The sequence below is a fragment of the Gilliamella apicola genome, from assembly GCF_003202915.1.
GTDB classification, from domain to species: domain Bacteria; phylum Pseudomonadota; class Gammaproteobacteria; order Enterobacterales; family Orbaceae; genus Gilliamella; species Gilliamella apicola_Q.
Genome location: NZ_QGLP01000005.1, coordinates 382,601 through 399,091 on the forward strand (window position 1 = coordinate 382,601; position 16,491 = coordinate 399,091).

At 32.9% G+C, this 16,491-nt stretch carries 12 protein-coding genes and 2 tRNA genes; 2 read left to right on the forward strand and 12 right to left on the reverse strand.

Annotated features, from left to right (window positions below; genetic code table 11):
* Window positions 1-213 precede the first annotated feature (213 nt).
* From DKK79_RS07945 to DKK79_RS07965, 5 genes are all read right to left on the reverse strand, one after another.
* Window positions 214-2,253: an oxidoreductase gene (locus DKK79_RS07945; protein ID WP_025315400.1), complete on the reverse strand. Its 2,040-nt coding sequence runs from the start codon at window positions 2,251-2,253 to the stop codon at window positions 214-216.
* 447 nt (window positions 2,254-2,700) lie between these two features.
* Entirely contained in the window at window positions 2,701-3,540 is an 840-nt protein-coding gene (locus DKK79_RS07950; RefSeq protein WP_110423610.1) for an SDR family NAD(P)-dependent oxidoreductase, read from the reverse strand.
* Window positions 3,541-3,685: 145 nt separating this feature from the next.
* Window positions 3,686-4,450 carry a type I 3-dehydroquinate dehydratase gene (aroD, locus tag DKK79_RS07955; RefSeq protein WP_110423611.1) on the reverse strand — a complete coding sequence of 255 codons (765 nt, stop codon included), beginning with the start codon at window positions 4,448-4,450 and terminating at the stop codon, window positions 3,686-3,688.
* A gap of 106 nt (window positions 4,451-4,556) precedes the next feature.
* Entirely contained in the window at window positions 4,557-5,429 is an 873-nt protein-coding gene (locus DKK79_RS07960; RefSeq protein WP_110423612.1) for a shikimate dehydrogenase, read from the reverse strand.
* A 22-nt stretch (window positions 5,430-5,451) separates the two neighbouring features.
* A complete protein-coding gene (locus tag DKK79_RS07965) occupies window positions 5,452-6,273 on the reverse strand; it encodes a sugar phosphate isomerase/epimerase family protein (protein ID WP_110423613.1) in 822 nt (273 codons plus the stop codon).
* A gap of 356 nt (window positions 6,274-6,629) precedes the next feature.
* Between DKK79_RS07965 and DKK79_RS07970 the strand changes: the two genes are divergently transcribed.
* Window positions 6,630-7,850 carry an MFS transporter gene (locus tag DKK79_RS07970; RefSeq protein WP_110423614.1) on the forward strand — a complete coding sequence of 407 codons (1,221 nt, stop codon included), beginning with the start codon at window positions 6,630-6,632 and terminating at the stop codon, window positions 7,848-7,850.
* Between the two features lie 606 nt (window positions 7,851-8,456).
* Here DKK79_RS07970 and DKK79_RS07975 read toward each other — a convergent pair.
* The 7 genes from DKK79_RS07975 to erpA all read right to left on the reverse strand — a co-directional run bounded on the left by DKK79_RS07975 (window position 8,457) and on the right by erpA (window position 15,003).
* Window positions 8,457-9,656, reverse strand: coding sequence for an MFS transporter (locus DKK79_RS07975; protein ID WP_110423615.1), 1,200 nt, complete (start codon window positions 9,654-9,656; stop codon window positions 8,457-8,459).
* 222 nt (window positions 9,657-9,878) lie between these two features.
* On the reverse strand, window positions 9,879-10,394 hold the full coding sequence (gene aroL, locus DKK79_RS07980; protein WP_110423616.1) for a shikimate kinase AroL: 516 nt from the start codon (window positions 10,392-10,394) through the stop codon (window positions 9,879-9,881).
* A 395-nt stretch (window positions 10,395-10,789) separates the two neighbouring features.
* Complete coding sequence (locus DKK79_RS07985; protein WP_110423617.1) at window positions 10,790-11,629, reverse strand: aldo/keto reductase; 840 nt, start codon at window positions 11,627-11,629, stop codon at window positions 10,790-10,792.
* Between the two features lie 150 nt (window positions 11,630-11,779).
* On the reverse strand, window positions 11,780-12,682 hold the full coding sequence (locus DKK79_RS07990; protein WP_034882622.1) for a LysR family transcriptional regulator: 903 nt from the start codon (window positions 12,680-12,682) through the stop codon (window positions 11,780-11,782).
* Window positions 12,683-14,283: 1,601 nt separating this feature from the next.
* Window positions 14,284-14,359 (reverse strand) — tRNA-Gly (locus tag DKK79_RS07995).
* A 17-nt stretch (window positions 14,360-14,376) separates the two neighbouring features.
* A tRNA-Leu gene (locus DKK79_RS08000) sits at window positions 14,377-14,464 on the reverse strand.
* Window positions 14,465-14,664: 200 nt separating this feature from the next.
* On the reverse strand, window positions 14,665-15,003 hold the full coding sequence (erpA, locus tag DKK79_RS08005; RefSeq protein WP_034882627.1) for an iron-sulfur cluster insertion protein ErpA: 339 nt from the start codon (window positions 15,001-15,003) through the stop codon (window positions 14,665-14,667).
* 158 nt (window positions 15,004-15,161) lie between these two features.
* Here erpA and hemL point away from each other — a divergent pair, with 158 nt between their 5' ends.
* Window positions 15,162-16,454, forward strand: a complete 1,293-nt coding sequence (hemL, locus tag DKK79_RS08010; RefSeq protein WP_110423618.1) for a glutamate-1-semialdehyde 2,1-aminomutase — start codon at window positions 15,162-15,164, stop codon at window positions 16,452-16,454.
* Window positions 16,455-16,491: the final 37 nt, after the last annotated feature.

Below are 16,491 nucleotides of genomic sequence, written 5' to 3' on the forward strand. Positions count from 1 at the left end.
CTATAAAAAATTATTTTTAGCATATTTTTTTATAGATTTTGAATTTTCTTCTAGTTATTTCATTAAAGATGATGTTTAAAACTATCATTTAAAAATTTATGCAACTAACAAGATAAAATTTGAGTGATATGATTACATTTAGATTAAATATAAAAGAGAACTCGTTTTGAGTTCTCTTTTAATCATTTATTGTGAAATAAACAAGTTGAAAAACTAAATAGCATAATTAACATCTACACCACGAATATTATGTGCTCGGCTTCTTTCTATAGATTGAATTGCAGCGATGACATCACGGCCTTCTCGCATTCCATCAATTAATTTTCTTGCTTGTTTGCAATCACCAATTTGTTGGAATTGATAGTGGTTTTTATCTGCATGTTGTCGGAATTGTTCAGTAAATTCTGACACAGGGGTTAAACCTAAGCAGACAAAACCATAGTCGAAATCGAGCTCTTCAATTTGACCATTTCGAGAAACAATAAAGCGGTCTTCTTTAACTTCTTGTAATGTAGTTTCTAACATTACGTTGACGTGATTATCATCAATCATTCTCATCATTGATAAACGGCCAATCATATCTAAATCTTTTGCTAATGCCGACTGCATTTCAACAATAGTGGTGCTTTTAGCTTTATTTTCAGAGAAATATTCAACCACATCTAAACCGACAGCTCCGCCACCGATTACAACAATTTTTTTATTAGGAATATCAGTAAAGTATTCGAAATTATCCATCAGATCAAAAATTGAGAAGACGTTGCGATTCTCTTTTGCTAACTGTTCATGTAATCCTTTAATAGGAGGTAATAGAGCCTTAGCACCTGTGGCTGCGACAACCAGATCAGGGTGATGACTTGCTACCATCTCTGGTGTTGCTTTTGTATTTAAATGGATTGTGACATTGTCTAATTTGTTGATACGGTTGATCAAAAATTTTGGTAGATCCGCTATACGTCGTTTATAAGGAAAACGTGAAATAATGGATGATAATCCACCAAGAAATGGTTTTTCTTCATATAGGGTTACGTTACAACCAACTTCGGCTGCGGTGGCTGCAGCTTCAAGCCCAGCAGTCCCTCCACCTATTACGACAACATTAAGTGGTTCAGTTATTTGATAGCGTTTATAATCTTCATAACTGATAATATCAGGATTTACTGTGCAGCGTATTGGTTTAGATTTGGCAATTCGATGATCTGCACACCCGATATTACATGATATACAACGTCTTAATGTATCAATTTCGTTATTTTTAACTTTTTCAACCCAATAAGGTTCTGCAATTAATCCTCGCCCCATTACAACAAAATCGGAAACACCGTTTGCTATCGTATCAGCAATAATTTTTGGATCACGGAAATTTCCTGAGGCAATGGTTGGTTTGTTGAATTTGTCTTTCACTGCTTTCGCCATATATGATCGCCAACCATCGGGTAAGTTCATCTGATCGATTTGCATGAATAAAGTGTCATTTTGAGCCGCTGATACATCAAAAATATCAACGCCTTCGTTTAAATATTCTAGAATTTCTAGCGTATCTTCTAAGCTATTGCCACCTTCAATAAAGTCATCAGCACTAAAACGCAACATTATTAGAAAATTTGGTCCAACATGTTTGCGAATTTCGTCAATGACCATGCGAACTATTCGCGCACGGTTTTCAACGCTCCCACCAAATTCGTCAGTACGTTTGTTAAATATTGGAGATAAGAATTGACTAAGTAAGTAGGAGTGTCCTGCATGAATTTCGACAGCATCAAATCCTGCTCGTTGTACTCTTGATGCGGCTAATCCATATTGTTTCACAACATAATATATTTCATCAACTGACATAGGTCTTGGAGCATTGCCACCCGTTTTTGATGGAATATTTGATGCAGAAATAGGCTGCAAGCCATTCAGTCGTCCAAAATAAGCAGATGCACCTGCATGATTAATTTGTACAGCGACAGTGGCACCATGTTTATGCATACGTTCTGTGAATTTAAATAATCCAGGTATATACTGGTCATTATCAATCCGTAGTTGTGTTGTCCCATTAGTTCCATATGGGTAATCAATACAGACGTTTTCAAGAATAATTAATCCAGTTCCACCCTTAGCTCGTTGTTCATAATACTGTATGTGGTCATCAACAAATTCACCACTTAAGGTTGCAAAGTTAGTTCCAATCGGCGGCATTACAATTCGATTTTTAATCGTGGTGCGTTTAATTGTGATAGGTTGAAAAATTGAAGAGAAATCGCTCATGTTACTCCCTCATACCATCACACAACTCTGAAGTTGTGCTACTTTTAAATTTTAAATTGATATTCGATTAACTCTATTATACACAATTTATCAATAAATATATTCTTTATTTTTCAATTAATTTATATATTTCTTCTATAGATGAATTAAAAATAGAGTTATTATTTATCAAATGGTTATGAGTTTTTGGTTCTATTTTAGTAACAAAATTAGCTTAATTTATCTGTTGATCAATGAATTAAAAATTTTCAATACAACAAGTTACAATCATTATTGAATGATCACATGCAAATGTGATTCAAACAAAATTCAGTTTATTTTTTATTGAATTTATAAATATTTTTTATATTTTTTATTTATTTTTTAAATAGAAAACACCACTCTTTAAGTGGTGTTATGGTAGAAATTGATCTTATTAAGGTTAGATAATGAGATAATTGCGGGCGTTTAGCTTTTATTCGCTTGACGTGAATTAATAGCAAATTGACGGCGCCCACCAGGTCTTGGCACTAAGTCACCTAACATGATTTCATAACCGCCATCGACAACTAATTCAGTACCATTAGAATAATCCGAACGTTTGCTGGCTAAATATAAAACAGCATTTGCAATATCAATTGTTTCACCAATACGACGACTGGCAATCATTCGTGTACGGCCTTCTTCTACTTCTTTATCTTCATAGAATTTTTTTGACAATGGAGTTTTAACAAAACATGGGCAAACAGCGTTAGAACGAATGCCAAATTGTCCCCATTCGGCAGCAATTTGTTTTGATAACATGGAAATAGCAGCTTTCGTCGGGCTATATGCGCCACTATAGGTTTCTGGCGTATGTGAAGCTACGGTTGAAATATGCACCATACGACCAGATTTTTGTTCGATCATCATACGACCAAAACGTTGAGACATAAGGAAGTAACCAGTCATGTTGACATCAATAGTTAATTGCCATTCATCAAGCGGTAAATCTTCCAACGGACAGAATTTTAAAATAGCAGCAGTATTAACCAATACATCACACCGGCCGAACTGTTGCTTAACTAAAGCAACGGCATTATCCACACTTTTTTCATCAGTAGTATTACAAGCCAAACCTATGGCTTTGATGCCGTATTCTTTGGCTAATTCAGAGGCAAAATCTTGGCATTTGGTTTCATTAAGATCGATCAGTACTAAATTTGCTTTTTGTTTAGCAAATTCCCGGCAAATTTCAGCCCCCATACCACCGACCGCACCAGTGATGACGCAGACATCACCCTCTAAACCTAACCAATTATTATTCATACAGACTCCTAATATTATCTTTATATTAATCGTCGTTATTTACGATTAATCATTTTAACTTGACGGTTTATATCTTTGACTTGCTTCACAACAAACTTTTTAATCACTTAATCTTTTTAGATTATTTGTAAGAAAGTCATTATTTTTAAGCTAAACTTCTATGTAAAATATTCAAAATTTGTCTTAGCTCTTTAACATCAAGCTGCCCAGGTGCTGAAGCATTTTTTGCTGCGCCGAAGGTAAGGTCAGAACCAAAGGTTTCACCAGCAACTCGACTAATTGCGCCTTTTCCTGCCATTGACATGGTAATGAGTGGTTTACGCGCATATTTGTCTTTCATTTCAGCTGTTGCGGCCAATAAGTTAATGACATCTTCACGCGAACGCGGCATTACTGCGATTTTCGGAATGTCTACACCGAGATCTTGCATTTTGCGTAATCTTGCGACAATTTCATCTTTTGCTGGTGTCTTATCAAAATCATGATTTGAAGCAATAACTAAAACATTATGTTGATGAGCTAATTCAACAATTTCTTCAACATATGGATCACCGGTGAAAACTTCGATATCGACAAGGTCGATCAAGCCAGTTTTAATCATCTGTTTATTTAGATTGATATAAAATTCGACCGAAGCAGGATAGACACCGCCTTCATTAGCGGTACGAAATGTGAATAAAATTGGTTTGTGACCAATGATTGCGTGTAATTTGTTTGCTGTTTGTTTTACTTTTTCAACATCATCAACATTTTGAAAATGATCCACTCGCCATTCAACCATATCGAAATCGATTTGCGTTAAAAATTCAGCTTCATTTACTAACTCTTGTTCTGTTTTACCTACAATTGGAACGATAATCTTAGGCGCTCCAACGCCTATATCTAAACCTTTTACTGTAATCTTTGTCATCTAATCACCAATTTATTTTTTCTTTACTCTTAATCAAAATTATTAAGAGGATAATTTATGCTGATATTAATATTTATATTAATTATATTAAGTTAACTAAAATTTTTTAGTCATTAAAACCCATTTTTTCTTTTACATAATCAATCGGAGCATCTTGTCCTGTCCAAATTTTTATTTGTGCATGACCTTGCCATAACATCATTCCGATACCGTTTAAAGTTTTACAACCTTGTGCTTCGGCAATTTCCAGTAATTTTGTTTTACGTGGGCTATAAATACAATCGGTTACAACGAGATCTTTCCTTAACATGCTAGGATCGGTAATCAGACTCTGTCCTTCTAACGGTTTCATACCGACACCAGTAGCATTGCATAATACGGCACTTTCAGCGATTTCTTGACGCAATTTAGCTTGATCATCTAAATCATAAACCGTGGCTTTACAATCAGTTTTTTCATTGATTCGCTTAGCTATTTCAACAATTTTATCAAAGCATTCATCTTTTTGGTTAAAAATAGAAATCGCTTTAACGCCATCCAGTGCAGCTTGTACAGCAATAGCACTTGCGGCACCACCACCACCAAGTAATGTCATTTTTTTACCAATAATATCAACACCAGCCTCTTTTAATGAACGCATGTATCCCATTCCATCCGTGTTATATCCGGTTAGAACACCGTCATCATTAGAAATGGTATTACAAGCGCCAATAAGCTCAACAGCCGGTGTTAATTTATCTAAATATTGGCAGACCAGTTGTTTATTTGGCATTGATACCGCACTACCTCGTAAACCTAATGCGCGTAATCCTTTTATCGCATCAGGTAATTTTTCTTGTGTCACCTCAAAAGCTAAATAGACATAAGGAACGTCTAGTTTAGAATAAATTATATTTTGCATTTTCGGTGATAAGCTATGTCGAATTGGATAAGCCATTAGTCCGATTAATAAAAAATGTCCATCGATGTTTGCTCTCATACTTCTCTCCAATTAGTTATTATTAAGATTCAGCGACTTGTTTAAGTAATTTTTTGGTATCTTCAAGATACATTTTAGCTCGTTCAATTGGAGAATGACTCAACGCAAATTCATCATTACAACATTCAATTGAAATCGGCATTTCTGGTAAAGCTTTTAATAATGATACTAAATCAATGCCGCCACGTCCCGGTGATAATCGATAATTTCTTGCCTGATAAAGTAATCCTTCGGTATCTTTTGGTTTCTCTTTAGTTCCATCGCATAATTGCATATAGCGCCAACAATCCTTAGGTACTTTCTGCAAGTCCTCCAGAGTATTAGCTCCACGATCAAAATGCAATGGATCAATAATCATACCTTGATTGTTTTGGTTGGCGGCTTTGAGTAATTCTACCCCAGAATTAACGGTAGGAATATCTGTCCAAGGCATTGGTTCAATATTGATTGCGATACCTAATGGGGCTGCAATTTCACATAACCGTGCAAAATTATCAGCTAAACGATTTTTATCAGGATCATTACCGGCTAATAATACTTGGCTTGCGCCTAAGCGAGCTCCTGTTTCTAATACCGGCAAAAAGTTGATAACTCGGGTATCTGGTTTGAGCCGAAAAATTTCAATATCTAAAACTTTGATACCTGTCTCTTTTAATCGTCGCTCGACTTCCCGAATTAATGGGGTATCACCAACTGTTGCATAAACCGGCTCAGTAGGTGTGGCAGGAATAAGTCTTAAACCAACATGAGTATAACCAGCTTCTGCGGCCACAATAACTTGATTTGCTGGAGATACATCTAATACCGTTAAGGCCGCAAGCCCTATAGGACGTTCAATTGCCATGCAATCCTCCTGAAATTTTAAATAATTTAGCTGAATTTAGTAAAAATAAGATGCTAATAATGTAAAACAATAAAATAAATTTATCTATAGATTTTGTTATTTTAATTTATTTTTTTTATAAATTTATACATAATAAATAAAATAATCGCTAAAATTATTTAGGTAAGATTATGAAATGAAGAAATAAAAAAAATCTATTTCACTGATTTATAGAAATAAAACGATATTAATTACTCAGTAATCAGATGCGAATTAAATTATCGGTAACTAAAAAACTATTTTATAAAATAAATTGTTTTTAATAATTGGAATGACATAACAGTTGTAAAATTAAATTATTCAACAAAGGATGCACTATGAAAAATAACTATATCCCTACTTCGATATGCTTATACATGAACTATTTTGTTCATGGTATGGGGGCAATCATTCTCGCCCAAAATATGAATTATTTGGCTAATCAATTCAATACTGATAGTGAGGGGATTGCTTATGTAATCTCAGGTTTAGGGATTGGACGCTTAATAGTTTTGTTTGTTATGGGAGCATTATCTGATAAATTTGGTCGTAAACCATTCGTTTTTTTAGGTGGACTTTTTTATATAGGCTTTTTGCTTGGCATTTTGATTAGCCCAAATCTCCAAGTCGCATTTATGTTTGCTGTTTTAGGCGGTATTGCTAATTCAACGCTAGACGCAGGTACTTACCCAGCATTAATGGAATCATTTCCTAAGGCTACCGGAACCGCATCCATTTTAACCAAAGCGGCAATTGCTGGTGGACAATTTGTGTTACCGATTGTGATGACGATAATTATCGTTTCTAATGCTTATTATGGTTGGTCATTTCTTTTCTGCGTTGCTATTTTAGCCCTTAATGCTTTAGCTGTATTAAAAATGCCTTTTCCAAATCATAAACAACCAATAGCTGAAGAAATTGCAAAAGAATCCGTCGAACAAGAGACCAAACCATTACCAAAATTAAAACAAAAAGCTAACTTTTGGATTGAAGGTGTTTGTTTTATCATTATTGGTTATACATCAACCGCCACATTTTATTTAGTATCAATATGGTTACCTAAATTCTCTGAATCGGTTGCAATGATGAGTCCTTCTGCATCTGCGCAAACTATTAGTTATTATGCTATTGGGACATTAGCCAGTGTTATTTTAACCTCAATATTAGTTAAAAGCTGGATTCGTCCGGTTTATATAGTGTTTGTTTATCCTTGTTTATCGGCAATTATGTTGTTCGTTTTATTCTTGTTCCCTTCGCCAACTTTATGTATTGCAGGTGGATTTATTTTAGGATTTACAGCAGCTGGGGGAGTTTTACAATTAGCATTAACCACCATGTCAGAATTTTATCCTGAAGGTAAAGGTAAAGTCCTTGGTATTTTCTTTACCTCTTCTAGTTTAGCTACTTTCTCTATACCAGTTGTGACCGGAATTATTTCTAAAACCAGTATCGCTAATATTATTTTGTTTGACGCCTTTATCGCGGTATTAGGGGCAATTTTAGCCTTGGTGATTATTGCTAGATATCATAAAATTTTTGAACTACCAAATCGTAGATAAGATTGTGTTATCAATTACAAGCAACAATGATTAACTAATAAAAAGCCACAAGTATGCTGAGTAAGACTTGTGGTTAATCATTCAACAACCTTCCGCAGATAATCTCTTAATAAAATATTATAAATATAGGTATCGATAAACGATTTGTATCGATAGCATAACAATCCCAAATATCAAAGATAATAAACCAACGTATTGGATCGGAATGGCAAAAAAAGTGTATTTAGTATCTTTCACTTTAATGTAATTAGTGCCACTAGAAATTATAGATGGTGCAATAAACTCTTTTTATAATTTAGTTTAAGTCCTAGAAAGTATATATATACCCCATATATTATCCACAGGATAGGCATTAAAAAATAGGAACCAATTTTCGCATGTGAACCATAAATATGGCTGAAATTAGGATAGATAATATCAATAATTATCTCAAGGATTACTGACAAAACTAGATAGCTACCTATTAAAATCCAACTTGATTTTGTTTTGGGAATAATCATAAGGTTAATAATGCTGATGCCGATTATTTTGCAGTAACACAATTATGAATGGTAAAGCATCTTATTGCAATAAGATGCTTTTTTTAAATTACGACGCAAATAGTGATTAAATTTTCTTCATATCAATAACTTTTTTGAAACGTGAATAAACAATTAAACCTAATATCACACTTGTTGATGCGATGACAAGATCAACTAAGATCGCATAACTAACATTTGTTACTGCTAATTTTGGTACTACTAAAGGGATAACGATAAATGATAAGCCACTTAGGGTATACATGGTTCCAACGGCAAAGCCTTTATGATTAGGAAATAATTGTTGCATAACAACCAAGGTAAGTTGTAATACACCTCCGGCTGCTGTCAACCCCATGCCAATTGCCGCTATTAAGCTCATTGTAGGATTAAGATTAAAGAGGAACATTAATAAAATTAATGCTGATAGTAGTGGCAGAATAATAATACAATAAATTGGTTTAATGAATTTTTTAACGATATAAGCAGTAGTAAACACGGAAATTATTGATGCAATACTATAATAACTAATTAATTGTTTAGAGGCGATTGGATCCATTCCAATACCATTTTCAGCAATCGCTGGTAACCATTGTAAAATGATGATAAAGGTTGCTGTTGTGGTAAAGCCCATAATGATTAACAAAATTCCCTCAAATAAAATATTAGGCTTACCAATAAAATAGTCACTATGACCTTCATTACCACAGATAACTGTATTTTTAGAAGGAAATTTTCTTGGGATTAAAAATAAGAAATTTATAACAATACAAGCGACAAAGCCAAGGAAAGCATAACCATACCATAAATGATAAGCATGAAATAGAGTAACAATAAATGGTAAGACTAATGTACCCATTGAGATAAATGCTTTAATTAAAACACTCGCTGTTCCAGCAGAACGCGGAAAGCATTCGGTTAATGCTGGCATTGAACCTGTATCTAAAAATGAGTTCCCTGCCCCAATAAACATAGCCAAAAAGAAAGCAATATTTACATCATGACAAAAAAGTATCCCAATAAAAAAGATTATGTAACAACACATACCCATAAGAATAAATGGTTTACGTCCAAATTTATCAGAGAGTATTCCACCAACAAACATTAACAATATTTTACCAACACCAATTCCTGCAGCAACACCACCTACACCAACTAGATCAGTATTAAGTTGCGCTGAGATTTCGACAGAAAATTGCATAATTACGATTAAAGCGATACTTTGAATAATGTAATTAGCATAGATAGACCCTGCTATCGAACAGGAGTTGTTCTTATAGTTATTCATTAGTTAATACTCCATTATTAATTTAAAAATTTTATAAATCTATTAAAGTTAATATTAGCGGTAAATGTGTTTTAATAAAAGAAAAAATAACCTTAGGAATTGTGCCATTAATTAATTATTATTTATATTCAATTAGTTATAATAAATAATAATATTTAAAATGGGCAAACGGAGGAATTTCATCTCAATGGTAATGAATTAATCATTAAAAAAACAAATTTTTTAGTCGATATTGAGCACTTCTAAAAATTGCCCTAATATTTGCATCTCCGGACAATCAACATTGATTACATGACTTGCGCAATCCATATAGAGATGATGACGATCTTCAAGTACTTTTTCCATCTCGTCAGCAATAGATAAACCTGTTAACGAAGGGCGTTGAGCAATTTTCGGATCTTTCATTAAACGTTCTGCTAGAATGTTTGCTGGAGCCGATAAAAAGAATACTATCCCCCTTTTTTGCATATGTAGACGATTTTGATCAGCTAAAATCATTCCGCCACCGGTTGCTATAACTCGACATGGTTGGGTGACATCTTTTAAAACTTGGCTTTCTTGCTTTCTAAAACCTTCCCATCCCTCTTTTTCTACTATTTCAGCCACAGTTTGTTTAGTGGTTTCATATAGGTAAACATCGGTATCAATAAATGAGTAATGTAATTTTTCAGCAAGTAGACGCCCCATTGTTGTTTTTCCAGACGCTCGCGCTCCAACGAGAAAGATAGTTTTATTCATTTTCAAAATCTCATATCAATAACCTAGTACTTTTATATATGTTATTCTTAATATACATAATTGCAACAATTATTTACAGATAACCACAAAATATTATAAACTATAACCATATCAAATAATTAAATTAAAAATGCATGTAAATATTTTATTACAGTTAAAGCTATTTTGTTAATAACTGTTGGTGATTTAATTAAAATAAAAATTAATTTTAGGTCTCAATATTAAAAAATAGAAATCTGCTAGATGTGACAGATTGATTTAGTTATGAGATTCAATTTATAGGAAAGTTTTCTAACCAGAAAAGAGATAAGAATATGTAATCTTAATTTAATAACTTGAATAACGTTTTAAAATTATCCTAAGAAATAATATATTAAAGATTACATATGTTATATTTAAAAACCATTTTTTTGATAAACATTATCAGGATTTGGGCCAGTTCTAAAATTTTCATTCAAACTATCGATTTGCAGCATTTCGTCTTCAGTGAGTTCAAAATCAAAAATTTGTCTATTTTCCGCTATACGCTGAGGGTTAACCGATTTAGGGATAACAATAAGATCTTTTTGCACATGCCAACGTAATGTTACTTGTGAGGCAGATTTTTGATATTTTTTACCAATATTTATTAATAAAGGTTCATCAACAACCCGACCTCGAGCTAGTGGACTCCAGGCTTCAATCGCAATTTGTTCTTTATTTAAGTATTCGATTAACTCTTTTTGTACTAAATAAGGATGAATCTCAATTTGGTTAATCATTGGCTTAATATTTGCTTGAGTTTTTAATAATTCAAAATGAGATTGATGAAAGTTACAAACACCAATTGCCCGAGCCATTTTTGTTTCATAAATTTTTTCTAGCGCTTTCCAAGTATCGAAAAAATAATTTTTTAATGGCCAATGGACTAAGAAAAGGTCTAGATAGTCTGTTTGTAAATCTTTTAAGGATTGTTCAACGGATTTTAACGTTAGTTCATAACCTTGATTGAGGTTACTTACTTTAGTCGTTAGAAACAGTTCTTGTCTTGCAACACCTGAATTGACAAAAGCTTCACCAAGTATTTTTTCGTTATTATAGAGTTGAGCGGTATCAAATGAGCGATAACCATCGTTTAAGGCCGTCATGATAGCGTTATTGGCTTCTTGCTGATCAACAATTTTAAAAGTACCAAAACCTAACTGTTCGATTGATACAGAATTGCTTAAGCTAATGTTTTTAATTAATAGTGTCATTTTTCTCTCATCAAATTATTCTAGCTACCGAAATTAATCAATTTTTAAAACAAGATATGTTGTTTTAAGTTTATCATTTAACAAATATATTTAAATTATCTATGTAAATAACAACATTTATTAAATAATTATATGAATAGTAGCACAAAATTAATTATTAAAAAAACTATCTCCACAATATTGGGTTAAAAATCGATAAAATTTTTGCGCTACCGGCATCAGTGGTCTGTTTTTAACGGTTGCGACATAAATTTCACGTTTTTGACGATTTTTATTCATTGGTATCAATGAAACATTTGCTTGTTCTGGAACAGGTACGTTTATCATCATGCCTATACCGTAATTGATGGATACCAAACCAATCATGGCATTTTCACTCTCAACATGACTAACCACATTGGTCAGTTTAACTCCTGATTCGCTAATAATACTATCCAAATAACCTTTCATACCGCTACGCTCGGTATATAAAATTACCGGCTCATTAGCGATATCTTTTAAATCTAGCTTTTTGCGTTTAGATAGCGGATGTTCATTTGAGATAATAAAAACAATTTCTTGTTTAGCTAAACGCGTGAATTCTATTTCAGGATCATCATGCAAATAAGAGCATAACCCGATATCATAACGTTTACTTTTCAGCTCTTGCACAATATTAGCGCTTAAATCTTCATAAAAAGAAAATGAAATATTTTTATATTCCGGTAAGCTAGTAAACGCTTTAATAATTTTGGGTACATACCCCATACATAATGAATAAACAAAAGCTAATCGGATATGTCCATGCGATATGCTAGTTAATTCTTTTATAAATTGTTCACCTTCATTTAACGATTGTAATGCTTGATTAACGTAGAGGAGATACTGTTCCCCTTCTTTGGTCAACTCTACATTACGCCCCTTCTTCTGAAATAATTTGATACCAACCTCTTTCTCTAATTCAGCAATAGCATGACTAAGACTTGGTTGACTAATAGAAAAATATTCGGAAGTGTAAGTATAGTGTTGATTTTTAGCGAGTATCTGAAAGTATTTAAGTTGTTTTATATTCATGAATGCATTACTCTAATCAATGATTTGTTTATATTATAAAATATTTGTTACTAAATTGGAAAACAATAGGATCTGTAAAACGAAATTGCTTACTCTATGATTATTAATATCTTTATTTACAATTTAAGTTATAAATAGTATAACACTATCATGTAAAAAAAAGAGACGTTAAAAAGAAACAATCTTTCGATAAAAATAGATTTTTTTGATAACTTCTTTTTTTTAATAAAAATCTGATATTGCAAATTTCAAACAAACCAAAACGTATAACAACCAATTATCGTACGGTTTTTATTAAGATTTTAAAAAGTGTTAGGTAATTATTAGGTAAGTATTAAAACTATTTCTAATATCGTTTTCATTGAGTTTAAGAAAAATAATGAAATAAGCTAGGTAAAAAATTTTTATGGTTAAATTAAATTTAAATAATTAACCTACATTAATAATTGAAATAAATCACGGATTATTAATTGGTCCATGTCCCACTGTAAAATGTTATTCTATGTTTAAGTTTAACTAAAAGGTCTCAACTTTTTTAACATTAGCTAAACCTTTATTTAAAGCAAAGTCGACTAATATTTAAAATTTTTTCGCCGGAGCTGTCAATTTTTATCGAATCTGTACCTTTGATTTTATGGTGTTTATTTTATTCTCTATAATCGACGTTAAATATATCTCCTAAATATAAATTAGCTTAATATAGTTCGAGTTATAATTTTGTATGCTATCCTTTTTTCTGTCGCCATCATTATTAAATGTGACCTTACCAAATCAACATTAGATAAATGGATAATGTTGTACTAAACCGTCGGTTCATTTATAGTTCAAGATACCCCTAGAGCTAAAGAGAAAGAATTTATATTAAAAAGCATTGAATACCGAGCTAACTTTAAAGAAAGTATTCAATCAACCGTTGGAATTCTATTAAACAGTAAGTTCGAAGTAGAGCCGTAGCGAAATAAACAGATAATTGATTTAAATTATGTCAGAGAGAGCATTTACACTATCTTTATGTAATTATCAATGTCACTAATTGAGAAATCCTTTTACAATGCGAATGAATAAATAAAACCGCATCACTTACTATTCAAACAACCAATCAAATTTCATTGAAATTACAATATGTTGAGTTCTTTTATTCGAATAAAAGAAAGATTTTGATAATCAATTGATTGATAAATATTAATATGAATTTGGAATCAAGCATTTGTTAAGTCCTAAGGATTATCGATATGATAATGCAATTGCTGAATCAATTTTTAAGGCGATGAAAATCGAATTTATTTCGAATACCGTATTTGATTCGCTTAAACACCTTAGACTAGAATTTAATCATTAAGTGGATAGATTTAATTATAATCGACTTCATTTAACGTTGAATTATATGATGCAGATGGAATACAAAGACAATTAGTAACCCTATATTTTTACTATTAAACTGTGTAGACATAATAGAATGAATATAGATGTAAAATTAGTAATATAAACCGCGGATTTAAATTTGCTTGTATTAAGTTGATTCGTATGGAATACAGTAAATTTCGGATTAACTCGATTATTTAAATAATTAATAGATTATTAGTGTTGTTTGAATGAACAAGTGGAGCGGGAAACGAGGTTCGAACTCGCGACCTCAACCTTGGCAAGGTTGCGCTCTACCAACTGAGCTATTCCCGCATTAGAAGTGTTTTAAATGGTGCCCGGGGCGAGACTTGAACTCGCACGGCCAAAAAGGCCGAGGGATTTTAAATCCCTTGTGTCTACCGATTTCACCACCCGGGCGCAAAACTTAGTACCTAAAGGTAACTGCGTTTTGGATGCTGTGCATTTTACCGATCTTAATTTTTACGTCAATAGAAAATTTAAAATAATTGTCTAATTGCTCAATGTTTGTCACATTTGAGGGAATTTTTAATCAATCCCCTCAAAAATTGGTTTGAATATGAATAATAATGAAAATTTAATTAATGATAATGAGTTGATTAAACACTGAAAGACGAACCACAACCACAAGTGGTAGTTGCATTTGGGTTATCTACCACAAAACGTGAACCTTGCAATCCTTCAATATAGTCTATTGTGCCACCGACAAGGTATTGTAGGCTCATAGGGTCAATAAGAAGTGAGACACCATTTTTTTCGATCGCTAGATCATCTTCATTAACTTTTTCGTCAAAGGTAAAACCATACTGGAATCCACTACACCCACCACCGGTGATATAAACTCGTAATTTAAGATTAGGGTTTTCTTCTTCCGTTACTAGAGTTTTTACTTTATTTGCTGCAGCATCAGTAAAGTTAATTGGTAACGCGTCGCTCATTTTATTCTCCTACTTTAAGTACTGTTATATTATATACTCTTGAAAAAAGAAAATACAAAATGAAAACATCAATTAGTTAAATTTGCATGGTTTGCTTGAATTTAAGTTAATTTTATGAATAAATACGACAACAATTTCTAGAGAGAAGACCATTAATTATGCTTAAAACATTTAAATCAGAAAAGCTTTACCACGAAGCATTAACTTTAATGCCAGGAGGTGTTAATTCGCCTGTACGAGCCTTTAATGGAGTTGGTGGAACACCGATATTCATTGAGAAAGCTGATGGTGCTTATATTTATGATGTTGATGAAAAAGCATATATTGATTATGTTGGATCTTGGGGACCAATGATTTTAGGTCATAATGATGCCGACGTAGCAGAGGCTGTCATTAATGCCGTTCGTAAAGGTTTAAGCTATGGAGCACCAACCGAAATTGAAACAAAAATGGCCAACCTTGTTAGCCAATTGATGCCATCTATAGAGATGTTACGCATGGTAAATTCAGGTACTGAAGCAACCATGAGTGCAATACGTCTTGCTCGTGGCTATACCGGTCGTGACAAAATAATCAAATTTGAAGGCTGTTATCATGGACATGCGGACTATTTATTAGTTAAAGCAGGTTCTGGAGCACTTACTTTTGGTCACCCGACTTCTCCTGGTGTACCTCATGATTTTGTTAAGCATACCTTAGTCTGTGATTATAACGATTTAGAATCGGTAAAAAAACAATTTGAGCAGTTTCCGGATCAGATAGCTGCGATTATCATTGAGCCTGTTGCCGGTAATATGAACTGTGTTCCCGCTAAAAAGTCATTCTTACAAGGATTAAGAAGTCTATGTGATAATTATGGTGCTTTATTAATTATTGATGAGGTAATGACTGGCTTTAGGGTTGCCTTAGGTGGCGCGCAAGAATACTACGATGTTATTCCTGATTTAACTTGCTTAGGTAAAATTATCGGTGGTGGTATGCCGGTCGGTGCTTTTGGTGGTCGAAGTGAAATCATGCAACAATTAGCACCAACCGGACCAATTTATCAAGCAGGAACCCTTTCCGGTAATCCAGTTGCTATGGCGGCTGGTTATACCACTTTGACCAAGTTGATGGATGTAGGTATTTATCAAGAATTAGCGGAAAAAACCAGCACATTAGTTAATGGCCTATTGTCAGCGGCAAAACGTTTTAATGTACCTTTTGTAGCTAATCATGCAGGAGGAATGTTTGGATTTTTCTTTACAACTGCTCTAGAAGTGAGCAGTTATAAGGATGTAATGAATTGTAATGTTGAATTATTCAAAAAATTCTATCATCATATGCTCGCTGAAGGAGTTTACTTTGCTCCTTCAGCCTTCGAAGCTGGTTTCATGTCACTTATGCACACAGATAAAGAGATCAATCTAACAATTGATGCAGCAAGCCGTTTTTTTAGAAACATAAGTTAACTTGATAAAATATAGTAAATTATACTCATATCGATTA